Below are 22,452 nucleotides of genomic sequence, written 5' to 3'. Positions count from 1 at the left end.
ATTTATGGTAGACGTCATCAGCATTCAATAAAGAAGCGGTTCGAGGCAGACATCATTGCCTATAATGTATGTGCTAGTATGCTGTAAATCATAATAGCGTAAAACAAAGGTATAAAAAAAGTCCAAGCTAAATAACTTGGACTCGTTTTATTTTGTAATCTATTAAATATCGTCAAAATCAACATCAGTAAATGAACTTACTTCATCTTCTGACGAATATTCTTTTTTGAAATCTTTTTGGTGTCTTTCAGAGATAACTTCTTCTCCCTTGTGATCTACTACGAACTGAGTCATCTCATCTAAGATCTCTCTAAACGCTCCGAAATCTTCTTTGTATAAGTAGATTTTGTGTTTTTTAAAGTGAAAAGATCCATCATCTTCTGTGAACTTTTTACTCTCAGTAATTGTTATGTAATAGTCATCTGCCTTTGTAGATCTAACATCAAAGAAATATGTTCTTCTTCCTGCTCTAAGTACTTTTGAAAAAATTTCTTCTTTTTCTAACATTTCGTTATCTCTCATAATTCCTTCTTATCAATTAATTGATTTGTTCATATAGCATTCAAAAGTCTAAAAAAAAACCTAATAAACCAACTAATTATAACAATTCTTTTTCATTTAATTGTTTTTGGTATAACTCACTGTAGTACCCTGCTGTGTTTATAAGTTCGTCATGTGTTCCTTGTTCTACTATTTTGCCATTATCCAGTACTATAATTTGGTCCGCATTTTTAGCAGAAGATACTCTATGTGTTACGATTAGGGTGGTAATATCCTTACTGTGCTTTTCTAGATTTTGAAGTATTTTCTCTTCAGTTTCTGTGTCCACAGCTGATAAAGCATCGTCTAATATTAAGATAGGAGCATCTTTGATTAGTGCTCTAGCGATAGAAACACGTTGTTTTTGACCTCCAGATAGTGTTAATCCTCTTTCTCCTAATATTGTGTTATACCCCTCATTAAATTGTACAATGTTTTCGTGTACTACAGCTTTCTTCGCTACTTCTATTATTTCTTCTTCTGTAGCGTTTTCTTTACCGAAGCGGATATTGTTACTGATACTATCAGAGAATAAGAATGCGTCTTGTGGGACTACAGCTACTGCTTGTCTAAGATTTTTAAGATTGCAGTCTTTGATAGGTGTATCATCTATATAGATAGTACCCTGTCCTACATCATACATCCTGCTTATTAGCGTTAATAATGTAGATTTACCAGACCCTGTTTTACCTAATATAGCAAGTGTTTTGCCTCTCTCTAGAGTGAATGAGACACCCTGTAAGGCTTTAATACCTGTATCTTCATACGTATAAGATACATTGTCAAATACTATTTTCCCGTTTACAACAGTTTCATTAGGATTAGTATTATAGATTTCGGGTTTCTCATTTAAGAACTCGTTAATACGCTTCTGAGAAGCCTCAGCCTCTTGGATCATGGTAGATACCCATCCAAGTGATGCCACTGGCCAAGTCAACATATTAATGTATAAGATAAACTGTGCGATAATACCGATATCAGGTATCTGCCCATTAAAGAACATTAGCGCGCCAACTGCGATAACCACTAGGTTACTTAACCCGATTAAGAATATCATCAGTGGAGCGATTAACGCGCTTGTTTTGGCTAGTTTTAAGTACTTATCTTTACTTTCTTGTGTCAGTTCTCTAAACTCATTTTGTTTATCTTGCTCGATAGAGTAGGCCTTGATCACTCGGATACCTGAGAACATCTCTTGTGTGAATGTCGTTAACTTTGATAAGTTTGCTTGGAATATAGAACTTCTCTCATTAATCTGTCTACTTAGTTTAAAGATATAATATCCTAATAACGGTAGGGGTAATAAAGAGTAGAAGGTAAGCTGAGGCGAGATTAAGTACATCTGTGTTAACACTACCGCAAATCTTATTAGTGTATTAATAGAATACATTACAGCAGGCCCTACATACTGTCTTACTTTACCGACATCTTCACTGATTCGGTTCATTAAATCACCTGTTCTATTGCGCTTATAAAAGTTTTGTGATAATACTTCATAGTGCTTAAACACATCATTCTTAAGGTCAAATTCTATATGACGTGACATCACGATAAGTGTCTGTCTCATTAAGAAAGTTAAGAACCCAGCTACTAGAGTAGTGATAAGAATCCAAATGATATTATTTAATAAGATAGAAGTAACTTCTCCTTTATCGAATACAGTCATTTGTTCTAGGGTACGGATAGAGTCACCGACTAGTTTAGGCGTATATAAAGTGAATATCTGTGCCGCTATCGTGATGGTTACCCCCACTAAGAAACGGTACTTGTACTTAAAAAAGTACTTATTTAATTGGCTTAATGCACTCATATTTAGATATAATGCTAAATAAATAGCACTTTTTTTTAATTCGTTGATTTCAGGTCATAACACCCGCTAAGAGTTGCAAATATAAAGGTTTATTAGGGATCCTAAATTGTGTGATTTTAAATAAATTCTTAAAATTCAAGTTAAAATATGCAGTTCTAGTAAAATTCTAATTTGATTAAAACGATATTTTTATACCTTTGTGCAGTTATACAAACAACAATCACATATTTAAAAGTTCTTAAGCAGCATGTTAAACAGAAGACACATTCGTATAAAGGTTATGCAAACGCTTTATGCAATGCAACAAAGTAATTCTGAACAAATTCAGTCAGGAGAAAAGTTTCTAATCAACAGTATAGAAAATCTACAAGATCTATACTTATTAATGATTTCTACATTAATCGAGATTAGAAGAAAGGAAGTCGAGTATATCTCCCTAGCACAAAAGAAACATTTAGCTACAGCAGCAGAACGAAACCCAAGCAAGCGTTTTATCGAGAATAGAGTCTTAGACTTGTTAGAGAATTCTACATCTATTTCTAATAAATTAGAAGAGAAAGGAATTACTACTTGGCAAGTACACGATCACTATATCCAAATGTTATTAGACGAAGTTAAAGAAAGTACTTTCTTTAAAGCGTATATGGCTAAGAGTGAAGTGACATTTGATGATGACCGTCAGTTCGTATGTGATATTTTTACTGAAGTTATCGCTCCTAATGAGAAAGTATACGAATTCTTAGAAGATAGTAAACTTACTTGGTTAGATGATGTTCCTGTAGTGAATACAATGATCCAAAAACAACTTCGCCAGCTTAAAGAACGCGATGTACAGTTTATCGTACCTAAGTTATATAAAGATTCTGAAGATCAAGACTTCGCTATCAATTTATATAGAAAAACAATCTTAAACTTTAATGAATTAACGAAAGAGTTCGAAGATAAAACTCCTAACTGGGATCCAGAGCGTATCGCAGAGTTAGATACTATTGTCTTAAGAATGGCTATCTGTGAATTCCTTAAGTTTAACTCTATTCCTGTAAAAGTTACTATTAACGAATATTTAGAGATCGTTAAAGAATATTCTACTGATAAAAGTAGTATTTTTATCAACGGTGTACTTGATAATATCTCAAAAGCATATACATCAGAGGATAGATTAAATAAAATAGGAAAAGGATTACTATAACCTTGACTTAAACCAAACTAAGAATTATGAAAAAAATTATTTTATTAACACTAGGTTTAGCGTTTGCAGTTGTTTCTTGTAAAGATAACAATGCTTCGAGTCAGATAAATCAAGACAATGTAGCGGCTGTAGCTGGAGCTAATGCTAATGGTGAATTTCCTGTAATCAAGTTTGATAGAACTACACATGATTTCGGAAATATTCTTAATAATGAAGCAGTAACTACTGAGTTCGAAATAACGAATACAGGTAAAGCGGATTTAATTATTATCAATGCTAGTGCTTCTTGTGGATGTACTGTTCCTGAATATCAAAAGACACCTATTAAACCTGGAGAAACTTCTAAATTAACTGTTAAGTTTCAAACAGGTGCTGAAGGACAACAGCAAAAAACTGTAACTTTGGTAACTAATACAGAAAAAGCAGAAGAAATACTTACAATTAAAGCTAACGTAGGACTTCGTAGTAATTAATAATTTATAAATTAAACCAAATGGAAAACATTCAACAATTTTTGCCTATAATTTTAATGTTTGTGGTAATCTACTTTTTAATGATTCGCCCACAACAAAAGAAAATGAAACAAGAGAAAGCTTATGAAGCTGCTATCAAAGTAGGTGATCGTATTGTTACTAAGTCTGGAATTCACGGTAGAATCAATGAATTAAACGATACTACAGTTGTTATCGAAACAATGGCTGGTAAATTACTTATGGAGCGTTCTGCAATCTCTATGGAAATGAGCCAAAAAATGAATGAGAAAAAGTAATTAGCACCTTAAATCTGTAGATAACATTTAAACGAGAATGAAATTGTACAAAACAGAGCAAGATTAGCGATTAAAGCACACTCTAGTGTGGTTTTAGAGTTAATTGAAGCTATGTAAAGTAGAATTAATTCACAGTATATGGTAGTTGTAGATTTAAGGTTAGCTTATATATAAAAAAACCACCTTCATTGAAGGTGGTTTTTTTATGCTTTTACTTTTTAATCTTCTCGAAGTAAGTAATTAGGTCTATTAATCGAGACGAATATCCTATCTCATTATCATACCATCCTACTACCTTTACCATCTTATCTAATACTGAAGTCAGTTGTGAATCATATAAACACGAGTTCGTGTTACCTATGATATCTACAGAGACGATAGGATCAGAAGTATAGGCTAAGATGCCTTTTAGTTCTCCTTCAGCAGCTTTTCTGAATGCTTCATTTATTTCCTCTATTTCTACTTTTCTTTTGACAATACACGTAATGTCAGTTAGTGATCCATCAGGTACAGGTACACGGATACCACCACCACCGATTTTGCCTTCATATTCAGGGAATATCTTAGACAATGCCTTCGCAGCACCAGTTGTAGTAGGGACTATAGACTGAGCAGCGCCTCTAGCTCTTCGCAGATCTTTATGTGGCTGATCATGTAAACTTTGATCAGTTGTATAAGAGTGTACAGTAGTAATGTACGCATGCTCTATACCACATAGCTCTTTAATCACCTTGACCATCGGAGCAGCATTATTAGTAGTACAGCTCGCGTTAGAGATGATTAGTTCTTCTCCTGTTAGGATATCGTGATTAACTCCTAGTACGATAGTCTTTATGGCGTTATCCTCTGGTGGTACAGATAGGATGACACGTTTAGCACCTTGTTGAATATGTTGTTCTAGTAAGCTATGTGTTTTTCTACGACCAGTCGCTTCTACTACATAGTCTATATCTAGAGATGTCCAGTCTAATCCTGTAATCTCACTTTCTCTGAAGAATGGTATTTTAGTATTCTCTACGATAATGTGGTTTTCGTCAAAAGAAACTTCTTTTTTGAGAATACCGTGTATACTATCGTATTTAAGTAGATGCGCCATCGTCTGTGCATCCGCTAGATCATTTATAGCGACTACTTGTATCGTAGGATGATCTAGGAGAAGTTTAAAAAGGTTGCGTCCTATACGTCCGAAACCATTTATAGCTATTTTTATTTTAGTCATAACTTTTAAAAGAAGAAGGTCGCGTAGAACGCGACCTTAATTATACTAAAGTAGGTGTTTTTGAGCTCTGTAAGAAGAGCGAACTAAAGCACCACTCTCTACGTGTCTAAAGCCTAATTCTAGTCCTATTTTCTCGTATTTCTCAAACTGCTCAGGAGTGATAAACTCTTTTACAGGAAGGTGTTTCTTACTTGGTTGTAAGTATTGACCGATGGTTAATACATCTAAGTTTACTGCTCTAAGGTCATGCATTGTTTGGATTACCTCTTCTTCAGTTTCTCCTAGACCTAGCATGATACCAGACTTCGTTCTGTTGATACCTTTTTCTTTTAGATATCTAAGTACTTCTAAACTTCTATCGTATTTAGCCTGTATACGTACTTCACGCGTCAGTCTTCTTACCGTTTCCATATTGTGAGATACGATCTCAGGATTGACTTCGATGATACGATCTATATTTCTCTCTATTCCTTGGAAGTCAGGTATCAATGTTTCCATTGTTGTACCAGGACTGATTCTTCTCACTGCTTGCACAGTTTCTGCCCAGATAATAGATCCACCGTCTTTAAGGTCATCTCTATCCACACTAGTGATAACAGCGTGTTTGATAGACATTAATTTGATCGAACGAGCTACTTTCTCTGGTTCATCCCAATCCACTGTCTCAGGACGTCCTGTTTTTACTCCACAGAATCCACAAGAACGCGTACAGATATTTCCTAATATCATAAATGTAGCCGTTCCCTCTCCCCAGCATTCTCCCATATTAGGACAACTACCTGAAGTACAGATTGTGTTAAGTTTATATTTATCTACTAAACCTCTAAGTTCAGTGTACTTCTTCCCTGTAGGAAGCTTCACACGTAGCCATTTTGGTTTAGCTTTAGGTTCTATATTGGTGTCTAAGATTGTATCCATAGTATCATTTTATGAAAGTACAAATATACTTATTCTTAAGACTTTTATCGTCTTAAATCTGTAAAAAGCATCCTAAAATCAAAATTAACAATTGAGTTAAAAATTGGAAGTAGAGGAGATAAAAAACAAATTATTGTGTATATTTAACTACATGACAAAAGTACAATTGTCAAGAATCTTTTTGATGCGCTAAGGAACTTTTAGGCAAAAAAGACCAAAAATGACCACTTTTTGCCTAAAAAAGCCACTTTTTAAAATTTAATATATTGATTAGTAGTTGTTTGTTTAGTTTGAAATACCCTTTTCTTCGGAAGGGCTGTGGAAGAATCCAGCAATCGTTCGGAAAGAGGGCCTGTTTTCCGAACAACTACAAAAGCCTTCTACAACTCTTCCCGAACAAACCCTCCAATATGCTATCTTCAGCCCTTTGTATATAAGGGATTGACGATTATGTATAATTACGGGCAGTTTAAGACAGCATAGGTAAAATTAGGCAAAAAGTGGTCAAAAGTGGCGTTTTCTTCCCTCTGCTAAAAATCCTAGTTTTACTATACTGACCTTTGCAAGTGTCTTGAAAGAGGAGGAGGCACAGATTAAAATCTGCGCCAGCAAATTAGGTTTTATAATCACAATCAAATTTAAGGAGAGGTTTATTTCCGTTATTTGGGATATTCTTTCGTTGAGCAATGCGTGAGGTACTAGTGAGGTACGCTTGCTGAATCAGACCTTCTGAGCAGGAATAGGGCAGTGAAACTGCACTTATTCGGGAGATATCAGCAAGGGGTTGTTATATTTTATAATTACCCTAAAAGTTTTTTTGCTCTCAATTGCTTTTTATGAATGTCTAGTTTTCTGTGCTAGGAGCATGTTTTGGGAGGGACTAGATTTTGATTAGAAGGGAGATGAACTAGAGATTGTTTGGTTTAAGCTAGTAGATGTTTTTTCTTTAACGAGATTTAGTAAATTATCAATGAACTAATTAGAGCGATTGTGATGTAATGTTACTATAGGATTTATGTACTTCATTTAAAAAGGGGAATAAATTTTCTAGAATGATAAAAAAAACGAATGTTTAGTGAGGTTAATATAGTGAGTTAGGCGTTTAGGAGTGTTTAGTGTATAACTGTGAAATGTTTAAAAGAAGAAGTTCTTTACTGTTATTAATTTAGATATTTGTAAAAAATACGGTATATACTTGTGTAAACAGTAGAGAAAATATATATTCGCTATTATTTATTAAACAACATAATGGAAGATCAAATTAAGGTAACCCCAGCAGATAAGTGGATTTCAAATCCGATGAGTCGCTTCATGAGCAAGTCTACATCAGGGGGAATGGTATTATTCGTAGCAGCGATGTTTGCTATTTTTATGGCCAACTCACAGTGGGCTGATGCGTATGTAAGTTTTTGGGATGATACTCATATAGGCTTTTCGTTAAATGATATGGTTTTAAACCACTCACTTAAACTATGGGTAAATGACGGTCTTATGGCTATCTTCTTCTTTGTAGTGGGGTTAGAACTTAAACGTGAATTAACTACTGGAGAGCTATCTTCACCTAAGAAAGCGATGTTACCTATCATCGCAGCAATAGGAGGGATGGTAGTACCAGCTTTAGTATATACATTCTTTAATGCAGGTACAGATGCTGCTCATGGATGGGGAATCCCGATGGCAACTGATATTGCTTTTGCATTAGGGGTATTATTCTTATTAGGAGATAAGGTACCTACTTCATTAAAAGTGTTCTTAACAGCATTAGCTATAGCAGATGATTTAGGAGCTGTATTAGTTATCGCAGTATTCTATACGAATGAGTTATCTATGCTTCATTTAGGTATGGGATTAGGGTTCTTTGGTTTGTTGTTATTAAGTAACTTTATCGGAGTTAGAAATACAGTATACTACGCTGTTATCGGTATCGGTGGAGTGTGGTTATGTTTCTTATTATCAGGAGTACATGCTACTATTGCTTCTGTGTTAGTAGCTTTTGCTATTCCAAGTAAAGCTAAAGTACACGAGTCATATTTCGTAGCTAAATTAAATAAGTTAAAAGAGCGTTTTAATAAGATAGATCCAGATGATAAGATTCCTCATTTGACAGGAGAACAAATGGAATGTGTACAGGATTTAAAAGAGTTATCTGCTAGTGCACTACCGCCATCTATTCGATTAGAGCACAATATGCATACTTTTGTATCATTCTTTGTAATGCCAGTTTTCGCATTAGCGAATGCGGCTATTCCTATTCATTTAGGTGATGGAGGATTAAGTGCTGTGACATTAGGGGTAGCTTTCGGACTATTAGTAGGTAAAGTTATCGGAGTAGCTGGTCTAACAGGTCTATTGATCAAGCTAAAAGTAGTTCCTATGCCTAAGGGAATGACGTATACTAATTTATTAGGATTAGGATTCTTAGCAGCTATTGGATTTACGATGTCATTATTCGTTACTGAATTAGCTTTTGATGTTAATCTTCATCCAGACTTCCCAGATCAGGCTAAGTTAGGTATTCTTATGGCATCAGGTCTTGGTGGTATTATAGGATATATCTTGTTATTTATGAGTGGTAAGAAAACAGGAGTACAAGCAGAATAGAAATTCTAAATAATATATAAACGAGCTCTGTGAAATTTAATTTTACAGAGCTTTTTTTATGTTCTAAATGTAGTGGTTGGTCTTTAACAAATACTATATTTGCAACTTAATTCAAAACAGATACACGCAGTTACATGATTACAGTTAACGATATTTCAGTTCAGTTCGGAGGTACTACTTTATTTAGTGGTGTCAATTTTTCAATCAATGAAAACGACAAGATTGCTCTAATGGGAAAAAATGGAGCAGGAAAATCTACTTTATTAAAGATAGTAGCAGGGGAAAATAAGCCTTCATCTGGAGCTATATCTGCACCTAAGGATGCTGTTATAGCATACTTACCACAGCACTTACTGACTGCTGATAACTGTACAGTAATGGAGGAAACTTCTAAAGCGTTCTCTGAGGTATTCTCAATGAAAAAAGAGATAGATGAGCTTAATGAAGAACTGACTGTCCGTACAGATTATGAGAGTGATGCTTATATGAAGTTGATCGAGAGAGTATCTGAGTTAAGTGAGAAGTTCTATTCTATCGAAGAAGTGAATTATGAGGCAGAGGTAGAGAAGATTCTTAAAGGATTAGGGTTTACAAGAGAAGATTTTTCACGCCCTACTTCTGAATTTAGTGGAGGATGGAGAATGCGTATCGAATTAGCAAAAATATTATTGCTTAAGCCAGATTTGATTTTATTGGATGAACCTACGAACCACATGGATATCGAGAGTATTCAGTGGTTAGAAGATTTCTTGATTAATTCGGCTAAGGCTGTTATGGTTATTTCGCATGACCGTGCATTCGTTGATAATATTACTAATCGTACGATAGAAGTAACGATGGGTAAAATCTATGATTACAAAGCTAAATATTCTGATTATTTAGTATTGCGTCAAGATAGACGTGCTCACCAGTTAAAAGCGTATGAGGAGCAACAAAAGATGATTGCTGAAAATACGGAGTTCATCGAGCGATTTAAAGGAACATATTCTAAAACGTTGCAAGTACAGTCACGTGTTAAGATGTTAGAAAAGTTAGATATTATCGAAGTAGATGAAGTAGATAACTCAGCATTGAGATTAAAATTTCCACCAGCTGCACGTTCAGGACAGTATCCTATCGTAGTGAAAGAGCTTTCTAAGAAGTATGGTGATCACGTAGTGTTTAAGGATGCAAGTATAGTAGTAGAGCGTGGACAGAAAGTATCTTTCGTAGGAAAGAATGGTGAGGGTAAATCTACTATGATTAAGGCAATTATGAAAGAAATAGACTTCGAAGGAAGTTTAGAGTTAGGTCATAATGTTCAGGTGGGATATTTCGCACAGAATCAAGCTTCATTATTAGATGAGAATCAAACGATATTTGAAACGGTAGATAGAATTGCAGAGGGAGATATCAGAACACAGATTAAGAATATCTTAGGGGCATTTATGTTCTCTGGAGATGATATTCAAAAGAAAGTAAAGGTATTGTCTGGAGGAGAGAAGACTCGTTTAGCGATGGTAAAACTATTGTTAGAACCTTATAATGTATTGATTCTGGATGAGCCAACGAACCACTTAGACATGAAGACGAAGGATATTATCAAGGATGCTTTGAAGGAATTTGAGGGAACAGTGATCTTAGTATCTCACGACCGTGATTTCTTAGATGGATTAGCAGAGAAAGTATTTGAGTTTGGAAATAAACGAGTGGTAGAACACTTCGAAGATATCAAAGGATTCTTAGAATTGAAAAAGATGGAAAGTCTTAGAGAGATCGAGAAAAAATAATACCTTAAATCTGCAGATAACATTTAAACGAGAATAAATTATACAAAACAGAGTAAAATTAGTGACGAAAGCACACTTTAGTGTGGTTTTAGAGCTAATTGAAGCTATGTAAAGTAGAATTTATTCGCAGTAAATGGTGGTTACAGATTTAAGGTAATAGATGACAATCAGTTCGATTGTAGTTATGCCTCAATAAGTTATTTACTTATTGAGGTTTTTTTATATACTAGTTTGAAGTATGTCGTTATAAGTGTAACGTGGCATATCTTTTGTGATTAGTTCGTTGTGATTAGATTGGTTTTTATCGATAGGGAAGTAGGTGTAGTTGTGTTTTAAAGGTAATCTAGCAGTAAATGATAAAAAATGACAAAAGTTAATGTTGGTTTATGCTAAAAAAGTTTAAATTTATTGGTAATTTTAGGTAAAATATAATAATTGAAGTATAGTCTTTATATTTGCAAGTATATAAATAGAAGGTATGTTAATGAAGCGATTAGATTTTAAGAATTATCTTTCAGTTATAGGAGGAGTTTTATTCTGTTTTAGTATGTCTAGTTCAGTGTATGCTCAAGAAGGTATGACATTCACTGAGGCGTATAATAAGATGTATCAAGATAATAGTCTTATTAAAGCAGTAGAAAAACAAGAAGAGATACATCATTATGAATGGGAAGCAACGAAGGGATTGCGTTACCCATCAGTTCGTGCTTTTGGAGGAGGATTATATGTAGGGCGGTCAATAGGTGTAGATTTGAATGGATTGAAAAATGGAATAGGTGATTTTGTTCACTTGCCTAATCCTGATATATTAGGGAATTGGTCTATGTCGTTTAATAAGCGAGATATGGCATTCGGAGGATTTATGGCGACCTGGCCTTTATATACAGGAGGGAAGATCAATGCAGCAATAAAAGCGCATGAGATTCAGAGCAAAATGGGAGAAAAAGATCTTGAGAAGACAAAGAATAAGTTGATTACCGAGTTAGCTCAGCGTTATTATTCTGTAAAGTTAGCAGAAGAAGCAGTTATAGTGCGTAAAGCAGTGCTAGAGGGAATGAACAAGCATTTACACGATGCAACAAAGTTAGAGGAGCATGGTATGATCGCTACTGTAGAGAAGATGAGTGCGGACGTGGCAGTATCAGAAGCAAATAGACAATTAGATGGTGCTCTAAAAGATGCACAGTTAGCTAGATTAGCTCTAGCGAATACATTAGAAATGGATGAAGTGACTGCTAATCTAGGCAGTGATTTCTTTTCTATTCCACAATTAGAGAATGTAAGTTTCTTTCAGGAGTCAGCAAATGATAATTATCCAGATTTGCAGAAATTAGTATTGCAAAAAGAATTAGCTGATCAAGGAGTTAAAGTAAAACAGTCTGCTAATTACCCAACAGTATTCGGATTCGGTCAAACTATTTTAGCTCATAACAATCCTATTTTAGTAGGAGAAAAAGACAATAAACCTTGGGTAGTAGGGGTAGGAGTTACCTATACCTTATTTGAAGGGTTTAAGAATAGAAATGAAATTAGAGCAGCTAAAGCAACTAGAGAAAGTGTTGAATTATTCGAGGCTAAAGCTAAGAGTGATGTGAAAATGCTAGTGGCAAAGTTGTATCAAGATATACAGAAACAAGAGGATCAGATAAAGAATCTTAATGTACAAGAGAAGTTGGCTATAGAGTATCTTCGCGTTCGAAACAAGGCTTTCTCAGAAGGTTTTGCTACTTCTACAGAAGTAGTAGATGCAGAGATGAATCTGTCAGGAGTAAGACTAATGAAGCTACAGGCTAATTATAATTATGCAGTAGGAGTGGCATCGCTATTCGAAGTAGCTGGATTAAGTCATGATTTTTTACAATACACAAACTAATATAAGCTTTAAGAAATGAAGAATAAAGTTGTAAGTGCAATCGTTGCAATCGTAATAGTACTTTTGATTTTAATAATCTCACTATGGTATATGAGTGCTCCTACAGAGACTTATTTACAAGGACAGGTAGATGCTACACAGATTAATGTAGCTTCAAAAATACCTGGACGTGTAGAGGATATTTTAGTAAAAGAGGGACAACAGGTTAAAGCTGGTGATTTATTATTAAAGATAAGTACTCCTGAGATAGATGCTAAGTTATTACAAGCAGAGTCTGCTAGAAAGGCAGCTCAAGCTATGGATGACAAAGCGAATAAAGGGGCAAGAGGAGAAGAGATATCTGCTACTTATAATATGTGGCAACAAGCTAAGGCTGGATCTGAATTAGCAGAAAAAACGTATAAGCGAGTAGATAATTTATTTAATGAAAAGGTAGTTCCTGCTCAAAAAAGAGATGAAGCTTATACGCAATACAAAGCTTCTCAAGAAGTAGAGAAAGCAGCTTATGCTAAGTACCAAATGGTACAAAAAGGTGCTCGTGTAGAAGATAAAGCAGCTGCATTAGCGATGGTGGGACAAGCACAAGGAGCAGTAAATGAGGTATTATCCCTAAAAGGAGAAGGAGATGTTAAAGCTCCTCAAAATGGAGAAGTACTTAGTATTATGCCTAATAAAGGAGAGATCGTTAACTCTGGGTATCCAGTAGTTAATCTAGTAGACTTGTCAGATGTATGGGTTTATTTTAATATAAAAGAAGATCTAATGCCAAAGTTTAAGATGAATGGTAAGTTTATGGCTAGATTCCCTGCTTTAGGTGATGAATTAGTAGAATTAGAAGTGAAGTATATCGCTGCTCAGGGAGATTATGCAACGTGGACAGCAACTAAGACTAAAGGTGATTTTGATATGAAGACATTTCAGATTAAAGCCTACCCTACTAAGAAAGTAGAGGGACTTAGACCAGGTATGAGCGCATTAGTATTAGAAAGTAGTTTGAAATAGATGTTTTAATGACGAAAAAAGGTTTTTTATCTATATTTAAAGATGAGTGTGTTCGGATATTCTCTTCACCTAGACTATTAGTCTTAATGATAGGAGTGCCTGTGATGCTATTCTATTTTTACTTTTCCTTATTGAGTAAAGGTATTTCGAGAGATTTGCCAGTTACGCTATTGGATCTAGACAAAAGTAAGTTGTCTCGTCAGTTGGGCCGTATGATAGATGCTACTGCGAGTATGGATATAGCGTATGAAGTAGCTGATGAATTAGAAGGTCAAAAGACTATCCGTAGAGGAGACTCTTATGCACTAATTATAATTCCTAAGGACTTTCAGAAGAATATACAGAAGAGCATCTATACTAATGTAGTATGTTACTATAATGGACAGTATCTATTGCCTGCTGGTTTAATCCAAAGAGACTTTCAGTTGACAGCTGGTAGTTTTGCAGCAGGAGCAAAGATAATGAGCTTAGAACAGAGTGGGTTAATGGCTGATCAAGCGGTTGCTACAGTAGTGCCTTCGGGCACTAATAGCCACGTGTTATATAACCCATATACAAGTTATGGTTATTATCTTAATGTAGCTTTTATGCCGATGTCTTTTCAGATTATTATTATGGTAATCTCTATTTATGCATTTGGTTCAGTGCTTAGGTATAATCGAGGTAAAGAATTATTAGAGCGAAGTAATGATAATATATTTGTCGCTATTATAGCTCGAATATTACCATATACTTTAGTCTTCTGTTTACTAGGGTTATTAATGAATTCACTGTTGTATTATAAGATTGGAGTTCCTTTTAGAGGAAATTTCTTTGTGTTGAATTTGTTCTTTTGTTCGTTCGTGGTTGTGTGTCAGAGTATGGCTTTCTTTGTAGCCACTCTTTTATCAAGTTTGCGTACAGCCTTAACTATTGGAGGGTCTTATGCAGCATTAGCATTCTCTTTTGCTGGCTATACATTTCCACCAGAGGGGATGAGCGCATTCACTCGTGGGCTTAATTATATATTTCCCTTCCATTCGTATATGCGCTTTACAGTAGATTATGCGATTCGTGGTATTCAATATAATAGCATTCAACAGAATTATGTTATAACAATGGCTGTATTCGTATGTTTAGGAGCATTGTGTATTCCTGTTTATTATAAAAAATTGAAGAAAGGAGGGTATAATGTTGAGAGGATTGATAAATAACTGTGCTTTAATAATAGAAGCCTGTAGGCGAGAGTTTAAGCTTATCTTTTCGGATTCGGCTGTAGTGATGTCTTATATGCTATCTGTGATGTTAGTAGGTTTTTTCTATTCTTACGTGTATTCACATGAGACATTTGATGATTTACCAGTTGCCATTGTAGATAATGATCAAGCAAAGTTAGGGCAGCAAGTAGGTAGAATGATAGATGCCACCCATCAGATAAAAGTGGTTTATAGAACTACTGATTTTGATGCTGCAAAAGAGATATATGATAAAGGTGAAGTTAGAGGTATTATTATGATTCCAAAAGATTTTACTAAGGATATGCAAAAAGGGGAGGTACCTGCTATATCAGTGTATGCTGATGCTTCGTATATGCTGTATTATAAACAGACATTAGGAGCTGTAATGGTATCGATGGGGACATTTAATGCCCAGGTAGAGGTAAATAAAGCCATGAATCAAAGTACTCCTATGGATCAGGCTGTAGCCACAAGACGACCATTTAATGTTACTGCGGTACCATTATATAATATTAATGTAGGATATGCTACATTCTTAATGCCTGTTGTATTCATTATAGCTTTACAGACATTACAGTTAACGGCTATGGGAATAATGGGTGGAACGTTGCGTGAAGGTGGAAGATTTGCGCAAGTATTCGCTTATGCAGAGAAAAGAAGATTTAGTAATGTATTTTTGACTTTTGGGAGAGGATTAGCATACTTAGTCATCTCTATGGTACTATTATTAATAGAGATATTAATAGTGATGCATGTTTATAATCTACCTCAGAGAGGAAAGTTAATAGAGATAATAGTATTCTTAATACCTGTTATATTATCCATCACTTTCTTAGGAATGGGATTAGTAAACTTCTTTAAACGCAGAGAAGATGCTATTATGAGTATTACTGTATTTTCTATTCCAGCACTGATGATAAGTGGAACTTCTTGGCCTACTATCGCTTTTCCAGCTTGGATAAAGACAGTATCTGTTTTGGCTCCAAGTACATTGGGGGTGAAAGGATTCGTGTCATTAACACAGTTCGGCGCATCGTTGTCTGAAATTAATGATGTATTTATTAAAATGTGGGGGCTTTGTCTTTTTTATTTTATATTTGCAGTCTGGACAAACAGAAGATTTAGAAGAGAAAACAAATAATTCAATATAGCTTTATTATTAGAGCAAAAGAAAAGCAGAGGTAGTGATACTTCTGCTTTTTTTGTTCTATGGCTAATGTTGATTCTGGGTTTAATGTTTTAGATGAGGGTACTGCTCTTTTAGTTTATCTTGAAAGCGTATTCCCATTACTCTACATTTACCTAATATATCTTTAATATTAGTAGTAGAATCAGATAATGGTATTCCTTGTGTACCTTTAGAAACTCGGTCAAAGAATATAATTTCCGTTGTTTTACCATTGTTATCTAAGATAAGCTTTTTGCTAACTTTATCTCCTATTGTAGAATATACTCTAGTAGTCTTGTCAACAGCGCTTAGATCTATTATTTTAGCTTTCTGTAATTGACTTCTAGTCATTGTGAAAAAATCTGTAAGCTCTCCTTCTTGAAAAAGGATGTAATGTAGATCTTCACCTATCAATACTAAATATGCAGCATTAGCAGCCTGTGTGTAAGTAGCTCTAACACCAATTAAACTATAACCAATTACTTTCAGTCCTGTTAATAATGTACTCTTCGTTTTAGATGTTAAGTCTGTAATGTAAGCGCATTCAGTGAAGGCATCTATTTCTTGACTAGTAAAGCGTTGTGCTAACGGGTTAAACATTCGTTGAAGCAGTTCATCTTGAAATTCTTGACTCTGTGCTATCATACCAGGAGCTTCATATTCTTTAGCTACTTGTTTATTCTTTTTTTGAAGCATAAATATGTACACATAGCTACCTCCAAATACTACTACAATAGCAGCAATTAATAATGGATTCATATATTAATGTTTTATAAATTTTAGTGTTTATTCTCTAGTAGTTTAATTAAATTACTTAGATGTTAATAAAGGTTAAAATTAGTTATAAAAATTAATATTATTGACTTTTATTTTTAATTTATTGATATTTTGTATTGTTTATTGGGATTTGTTTTTAATTCTTTATGGATAATTTGTATATGCCTGATTTATTCTCATCATTATCAGGATCTTCACATAGTAAAAACTCTAAGTTGTTACCTTCTTGGCTATATAATGTTATTCCTTCGAATTTGTGTGTGTTACTAATGGTTAGTGTTTTCTCTATTTTCAGTTTTGAAGTGTTTATTCTTCCTAGTATAGTTCCTTTTATTTCTCCATCAGCATAAGTTGATTTACCATCTTCTGCAGCAGCAAGGAAGTATATTTTATCCTCTACTTTTATAGCATCAGTAAAGCTTGTTTGTACTTTATTAAGCTTCGGTAGTTTGATAGGAGTATAGGTGATTTGAAAGTCATTTAAGATGTTGTTTCCCTTCACCACGAATATTCCATTAGCTCCTTTAGGACCATTACCTCTATTAAAGAAATACCATAAGTCGTTATCATAGATTACTCCCTCTATATTAAAGTCCTCATCACTTAGATTAGCAAAGCTCTTCATAGAATCATAAAGAATATCAAGTTCATTCTCTGATAACACTTCATTAGTCAATCTATTTACTTCTACTAATTTTATACGGTTGGGTTTAGACCCCGAACCAAAAATATAGTAGTTGACACCATCTGTCGTAATAGATTCGTAGTCAGGTTTAGCAGCTTTATAGATATTCTCTTCACTTAAGTTATCACTAGATAATGAAGTTTTGTATAAATGTTGTTGTTCTAAGTTATAGTGATAAAAGTAAGTAGAATTGTCAGAGATAATATGTACCTGATTATCTTCATATACCAGACCTGAGGCAGCACCTATACCTAATAGATGAAAAAGTAATTCTAAAGCAATTTGTTTCATGAGATAAATGTTTGTTTTAAAATAAAGTAGTAATTTAAACTTTTAATTGTGATGAAATGAATTTAGAAGAAAAATATAGAGTAGGCAATAGCAAAGTGAAATTAGATGAACTTTCTACAGTTCCCGATTTAAACTTTTCTATGACTAAAGCTTTTCGAAAAGTAGACAAGCTAAGTCGCAACTTAGGTAAGTTTCAAGATATCATGTATGCGCATAATCGCTATAGTGTACTAATCTGTATTCAGGGAATGGATACCGCAGGTAAGGATAGTTTAATACGAGAAGTTTTTAAATCATTTAATGCTAGAGGAGTAGTCGTACAGAGTTTTAAAAAACCAACTTCGTATGAATTAGAGCACGACTATCTATGGAGACATTATGTGAATCTGCCAGAGAGAGGGAAGTTCACTGTGTTTAACCGTAGTCATTATGAGAATGTACTAATCTCACGTGTGCATTCACAAGTGGTAATGAACGAGATGATACCTGGTATAGAGAAACCAACGGATCTAACAGAAGAGTTCTGGGATAAACGTTATGAGGAGATTAATAACTTCGAACAGCATATCGCTAATAATGGGGTTATCGTATTGAAGTTCTTTTTGCACCTAAGTAAAAAAGAGCAGAAAAAGAGAATATTGCGTCGACTTGAAAAGGAGAAACACAATTGGAAGTTCGAACCAAGCGATGTAAAAGAAAGAGAGTATTGGGATGATTATCAAAAGTATTATGAAGAAGCGATTAATAGAACGTCTACTGATCAGTGCCCTTGGTATGTGATACCAGCGGATGATAAGGCATACTGTAGATTTACTTTTGCTAAGATATTAGAAGAGGTGTTTAGTAAATATGATGATATCAAGTTGCCCAAACTAGCTCCTGAGATTCAGAAAGATTTAGATATGTATATCGAGACATTAAAGAATGAAGAGTAAGTATTACCTTAAATCGGCAACTACCATTTACGATAAATAAATTCTACTTTACATAGCTTTACATAGCTCTAAAACCACATTACAGGGTGTTTTAATCACTAATCTTGCTCTGTTTTATACAATTCATTCTCGTTTAAATGTTATCTACAGATTTAAATTAAAATAACAAAGCCAATTCTAGTAGTAGAATTGGCTTTATAGTTCAGTTATGTGCTATTTCTTTTTGCTGTTCTTTTTTAAAGAGAATCCGTAGGCTACACGGACAGCAAGTTGGTCTGTATTATAATCATTAAAGTTTTCGTAGCGAAGACTTACATCTACGTAGCGATTAGCATACCCTATAGCAGGTGACCATATAAAAGTATTTCCCATACCTTTATGTGTACCTATACCAGCTCCTAGCTCTCCCATCGCATAGATATTCTTGTTTAAGAATTGTTTAAAACCTGCTTTAACAGGTACTAAACCTAAGTCTCCATTATCTCCATCAAATAAATGAGTATAACCAGAGGTAAGTGTAAATGATGTTTTTTGGCTTACATCATATTGTATTCTTGCGTCAATACCTGCGGCTACATTATATTCAGAGTTCAGTGGTAGGCCACCATTTAATCCGAAACCAACTCTAAACCCTTTAGGGTAATAGGGTTTGTCTTTTTTTTGTGCTGTTACAGGTAATGCCGCTAATGTAGCAATAGCAATAGAAGCTAAGGCTACTTTCTTAGTGAGCTTGAACATAAGTTTTGTGTTTTTATTTGTTGTTTGTACTAAATGCACTGCAATAAACTTGCCGTTTGAGAATTTGTTTTTGTTGATTCGCGTAATAAGGGAAGCTAGTTTAATCTACACTCAGTATATTTGCACAAAAATTAAGTAAATGAATTTATCAGTATATTATAAAGAATTCGGATATAACATACGATTAGCATACCCTATTATATTAGCAATGTTAGGTCACACCGTAGTGGGGGTAATTGATAATATATTAGTAGGGAAAATAGGTGCGACAGAATTAGCGGCAGCGTCTTTAGCCAATAGTTTTGTCTTTATAGGTATTTCTTTAGGAGTCGGATTTTCAACAGCTTTAACACCTCTAGTGGCACATAGTGATGCTGCAAAAGATGTTAATGAAGGCCGTTCTGTATTTGTCAATGGGTTGTTTTTATGTACTACTGTTGGATTAATATTGTTTGCTCTAATCTATTTTTGCAAGCCACTATTAATTTATATGGGACAGCCAGAAGAGGTAGTTACACTAGCTAGACCATTCTTAGATATAGTCGCATTATCCTTAATTCCATTGGTAATGTATCAAGCGTATAAGCAGTTTGCAGATGGTAAGTCAAAGACTAAAAATGCAATGTATGCTACCCTAATTACTAATATAACAAATCTTGTATTGAGTTATTCGTTGATACACGGTGTGTGGTTATTCCCCAAAATGGGGATGATAGGTGCTGCTTATGGTACACTTATTGCGCGTATAGTTATGTTAGTATATATGCATTTTGCTTTACATAAACAGGATATATTTAAGCCTTTTATGAGCGATATAAAGTTTAGTGAGATAAAGAAAGCTATGGTGACTAGGATTACTAAGATTGGTATTCCATCAGGAATGATGAGTTTCTTTGAAGTTGCTTTATTCGTTGGGGCTGTGTGGTTATCAGGAATGATAGGGACAGAAGCTCAGGCAGCAAATCAAATAGCGTTGAGTATGTCATCTATGACATTTATGTTTGCCAGTGGATTAAGTGTAGCAGCAATGATTAGAGTTGGAAATCAGAGAGGGTTAAAAGATTATGTGCAGTTAAGGGTAGTAGCTCGTTCTATTATTTTGATGGCAGTATTAATCTATACGGTTTTTGCGCTACTCTTTGTCTTATTCCACAACTATATTCCAATGTTGTTTTTAGATAATAAAAACATCGAAAGTGCTGTAATGAATCAAGAAGTGATTAAATTAGCAGGCAAATTACTATTAGTAGCAGCTGTATTCCAAATATCAGATTGTATTCAAGTAGTGACATTAGGCGCATTAAGAGGTCTTCAAGATGTAAATATGCCGATGATTATTACGTTTATATCGTATTGGATTATAGGTTTCCCTGTGTCTATATATTTAGGACTATACACTAGTGTAGGCGCAGCAGGAATATGGATAGGGCTATTAGCAGGATTGACAATGGCAGCCGTATGTCTTTATTGGCGTTTTCATAAGCTGTCAAATAAATTAATAAATAATAATTAGAAATAATATGGAATTACCAAAGTTCGTACTAGCAGATAATACAGAATATCCAGAGGATATCTTTATTATACATTTAGACTTTCCTAGATTTATCATCAACTTAAATACTGATGAGGTAGAATTCTTAGAAACGATAGAAGAGTCTGAAGAAGAGGAGATAGAAGTAGAAATGGAAGGACTAATCGTTAAAGCAGGAGCGTTTTACGAAAGAGAAATGGAGCGCTATGTAGACGATGAAGAATTAGACGAAGAAGACTAATATTCTTATTTTAGACTTGCCGATTCTATGTTATTGATTAGAATCGTCTGATTTGAAATATAGATCCAATATTTTATGAGCAGCTGCAAAAGGTGATAACTCACTATTTTGCACTGCTTTTTTGTTTTCTACTAGCATTGCTTTTACTTCAGGATGGTTATAGAAGTTCATTAATATATTCTCATTGATTGTTTCCATCATCCAATATTGATTCTGTTCTTTACGATGTGAATCAAAATATCCATTGTCTTTTGTTAATTCAATGTATTGTGTAATGATATCCCATATTTCTTGGATACCAGTATTCTCTATAGCACTACAGGTACTTACTTTAGGGCTCCAGTCTGATGGTTTTCTTGGGAACAAATGTAAGGCTCTGTTATAATCTACCTTAGCCATATGTGCTTTTTTGATATTCTCTCCATCCGCTTTATTGATAATCACAGCATCGGCCATTTCCATTATTCCTCTTTTGATTCCTTGTAGCTCATCACCTGCACCCGCTAGACCTAATAGCAGAAAGAAGTCAACCATACTCTGCACGGCAGTCTCACTCTGACCAACACCTACTGTCTCTACTAGTATGGTATCAAAACCACAGGCTTCACATAAGATAATACTCTCTCTCGTTTTTCTAGCTACACCTCCTAAACTATCTCCTGATGCCGATGGACGTATAAAAGCTTCTTCTAATCGTACTAATTCTTCCATACGTGTTTTATCACCTAGAATACTTCCCTTCGTAATACTACTACTAGGGTCAATAGCTAATACTGCTACTTTCTTTCCTAGTTTAGTAAGTAGAAGCCCAAAAGCTTCTATAAAGGTACTTTTCCCTACTCCAGGTACTCCAGTGATACCTATGCGGATAGATTTATTAGCATAAGGTAGACATCCTTGTACTATTTCTTCAGCTTGGGCATGGTGTTCTGGATTTAAACTCTCTATAAGGGTAATACCTTGGCTTAGTGCTACTTTATCATTGTTTATTATTCTTTTGATGATTTCAGCCGTCGATATTTTTTGTCTGCGTCTCTCTTGAAACTTAGCAATAGCGCTTTTATCCGTAGTATTCGGCTGCTCTATACCTTGGTTTTCAGTTAACGCTGATTTATTATGATTATGCTGTAACATTTTCTAGAATCTAAATAGATGGTAACAATGATAAAAGGTAAATGT

At 34.4% G+C, this 22,452-nt stretch carries 20 protein-coding genes and 1 riboswitch; of the genes, 12 read left to right on the top strand and 8 right to left on the bottom strand.

Annotated elements, in window-relative coordinates; all coding sequences use genetic code 11:
• Nucleotide 1: 1 nt before the first annotated feature.
• Nucleotides 2–69, bottom strand: a riboswitch (Fluoride riboswitch).
• A gap of 93 nt (nt 70–162) precedes the next feature.
• Together CF599_RS10125 and CF599_RS10120 are read right to left on the bottom strand one after the other, a co-directional pair.
• Nucleotides 163–522: a PUR family DNA/RNA-binding protein gene (locus CF599_RS10125; RefSeq protein WP_121965914.1), complete on the bottom strand. Its 360-nt coding sequence runs from the start codon at nt 520–522 to the stop codon at nt 163–165.
• 76 nt (nt 523–598) lie between these two features.
• Nucleotides 599–2,350 carry an ABC transporter ATP-binding protein gene (locus CF599_RS10120; protein WP_121965913.1) on the bottom strand — a complete coding sequence of 584 codons (1,752 nt, stop codon included), beginning with the start codon at nt 2,348–2,350 and terminating at the stop codon, nt 599–601.
• A 247-nt stretch (nt 2,351–2,597) separates the two neighbouring features.
• Between CF599_RS10120 and nusB the strand changes: the two genes are divergently transcribed.
• Genes nusB through yajC form a run of 3 tightly spaced genes read left to right on the top strand, consistent with a single transcriptional unit; the run spans nt 2,598 to nt 4,308 of the window.
• Nucleotides 2,598–3,539 carry a transcription antitermination factor NusB gene (gene nusB, locus CF599_RS10115; RefSeq protein WP_121965912.1) on the top strand — a complete coding sequence of 314 codons (942 nt, stop codon included), beginning with the start codon at nt 2,598–2,600 and terminating at the stop codon, nt 3,537–3,539.
• Between the two features lie 26 nt (nt 3,540–3,565).
• On the top strand, nt 3,566–4,012 hold the full coding sequence (locus tag CF599_RS10110) for a DUF1573 domain-containing protein (RefSeq protein ID WP_121965911.1): 447 nt from the start codon (nt 3,566–3,568) through the stop codon (nt 4,010–4,012).
• Between the two features lie 20 nt (nt 4,013–4,032).
• The gene (yajC, locus tag CF599_RS10105) at nt 4,033–4,308 is read left to right on the top strand and encodes a preprotein translocase subunit YajC (protein ID WP_121965910.1); all 276 of its coding nucleotides are present in this window, start codon (nt 4,033–4,035) and stop codon (nt 4,306–4,308) included.
• A gap of 211 nt (nt 4,309–4,519) precedes the next feature.
• On the opposite strand, the gene gap is transcribed toward yajC, so the two are convergent.
• The gene (gap, locus tag CF599_RS10100; RefSeq protein WP_121965909.1) at nt 4,520–5,527 is read right to left on the bottom strand and encodes a type I glyceraldehyde-3-phosphate dehydrogenase; all 1,008 of its coding nucleotides are present in this window, start codon (nt 5,525–5,527) and stop codon (nt 4,520–4,522) included.
• 45 nt (nt 5,528–5,572) lie between these two features.
• Nucleotides 5,573–6,445: a lipoyl synthase gene (lipA, locus tag CF599_RS10095; RefSeq protein ID WP_121965908.1), complete on the bottom strand. Its 873-nt coding sequence runs from the start codon at nt 6,443–6,445 to the stop codon at nt 5,573–5,575.
• Nucleotides 6,446–7,693: 1,248 nt separating this feature from the next.
• On the opposite strand from lipA, the gene nhaA reads away from it, so the two are divergent.
• The 6 genes from nhaA to CF599_RS10065 all read left to right on the top strand — a co-directional run bounded on the left by nhaA (nt 7,694) and on the right by CF599_RS10065 (nt 16,048).
• Complete coding sequence (gene nhaA / locus CF599_RS10090) at nt 7,694–9,046, top strand: Na+/H+ antiporter NhaA (protein WP_121965907.1); 1,353 nt, start codon at nt 7,694–7,696, stop codon at nt 9,044–9,046.
• Between the two features lie 134 nt (nt 9,047–9,180).
• Nucleotides 9,181–10,815, top strand: a complete 1,635-nt coding sequence (locus CF599_RS10085; protein WP_121965906.1) for an ABC-F family ATP-binding cassette domain-containing protein — start codon at nt 9,181–9,183, stop codon at nt 10,813–10,815.
• Nucleotides 10,816–11,299: 484 nt separating this feature from the next.
• Nucleotides 11,300–12,688 carry a TolC family protein gene (locus CF599_RS10080; RefSeq protein WP_254050276.1) on the top strand — a complete coding sequence of 463 codons (1,389 nt, stop codon included), beginning with the start codon at nt 11,300–11,302 and terminating at the stop codon, nt 12,686–12,688.
• Nucleotides 12,689–12,703: 15 nt separating this feature from the next.
• Nucleotides 12,704–13,690: an HlyD family secretion protein gene (locus CF599_RS10075; RefSeq protein ID WP_121965904.1), complete on the top strand. Its 987-nt coding sequence runs from the start codon at nt 12,704–12,706 to the stop codon at nt 13,688–13,690.
• Between the two features lie 8 nt (nt 13,691–13,698).
• The gene (locus CF599_RS10070) at nt 13,699–14,883 is read left to right on the top strand and encodes an ABC transporter permease (RefSeq protein ID WP_121965903.1); all 1,185 of its coding nucleotides are present in this window, start codon (nt 13,699–13,701) and stop codon (nt 14,881–14,883) included.
• Nucleotides 14,861–16,048 (top strand): ABC transporter permease, encoded by a 1,188-nt coding sequence (locus CF599_RS10065; RefSeq protein WP_121965902.1) that lies wholly within the window; start codon nt 14,861–14,863, stop codon nt 16,046–16,048. Before CF599_RS10070 ends, CF599_RS10065 begins: the two co-directional genes overlap by 23 nt.
• 90 nt (nt 16,049–16,138) lie before the next feature.
• Here the strand turns inward: CF599_RS10065 and CF599_RS10060 are convergent, their stop codons facing one another.
• Both CF599_RS10060 and CF599_RS10055 read right to left on the bottom strand, forming a co-directional pair.
• The gene (locus tag CF599_RS10060; RefSeq protein WP_121965901.1) at nt 16,139–16,834 is read right to left on the bottom strand and encodes a hypothetical protein; all 696 of its coding nucleotides are present in this window, start codon (nt 16,832–16,834) and stop codon (nt 16,139–16,141) included.
• Nucleotides 16,835–16,988: 154 nt separating this feature from the next.
• Nucleotides 16,989–17,828 carry a hypothetical protein gene (locus CF599_RS10055; protein WP_121965900.1) on the bottom strand — a complete coding sequence of 280 codons (840 nt, stop codon included), beginning with the start codon at nt 17,826–17,828 and terminating at the stop codon, nt 16,989–16,991.
• A gap of 56 nt (nt 17,829–17,884) precedes the next feature.
• On the opposite strand from CF599_RS10055, the gene CF599_RS10050 reads away from it, so the two are divergent.
• Nucleotides 17,885–18,763, top strand: a complete 879-nt coding sequence (locus tag CF599_RS10050) for a PPK2 family polyphosphate kinase (protein WP_121965899.1) — start codon at nt 17,885–17,887, stop codon at nt 18,761–18,763.
• 213 nt (nt 18,764–18,976) lie between these two features.
• Here the strand turns inward: CF599_RS10050 and CF599_RS10045 are convergent, their stop codons facing one another.
• Entirely contained in the window at nt 18,977–19,501 is a 525-nt protein-coding gene (locus CF599_RS10045) for a hypothetical protein (RefSeq protein ID WP_121965898.1), read from the bottom strand.
• Nucleotides 19,502–19,640: 139 nt separating this feature from the next.
• Between CF599_RS10045 and CF599_RS10040 the strand changes: the two genes are divergently transcribed.
• Nucleotides 19,641–21,014, top strand: a complete 1,374-nt coding sequence (locus CF599_RS10040) for an MATE family efflux transporter (protein ID WP_121965897.1) — start codon at nt 19,641–19,643, stop codon at nt 21,012–21,014.
• 7 nt (nt 21,015–21,021) lie between these two features.
• Entirely contained in the window at nt 21,022–21,273 is a 252-nt protein-coding gene (locus CF599_RS10035; RefSeq protein WP_121965896.1) for a hypothetical protein, read from the top strand.
• 30 nt (nt 21,274–21,303) lie between these two features.
• On the opposite strand, the gene meaB is transcribed toward CF599_RS10035, so the two are convergent.
• Nucleotides 21,304–22,407 carry a methylmalonyl Co-A mutase-associated GTPase MeaB gene (meaB, locus tag CF599_RS10030; RefSeq protein WP_121965895.1) on the bottom strand — a complete coding sequence of 368 codons (1,104 nt, stop codon included), beginning with the start codon at nt 22,405–22,407 and terminating at the stop codon, nt 21,304–21,306.
• Nucleotides 22,408–22,452: the final 45 nt, after the last annotated feature.

This window comes from Myroides sp. N17-2 (assembly GCF_002286775.1).
Lineage (GTDB): Bacteria > Bacteroidota > Bacteroidia > Flavobacteriales > Flavobacteriaceae > Flavobacterium.
The sequence above is the reverse complement of the archived record's forward strand: the minus strand, read 5'-3'. Positions and strand labels throughout refer to the sequence as shown.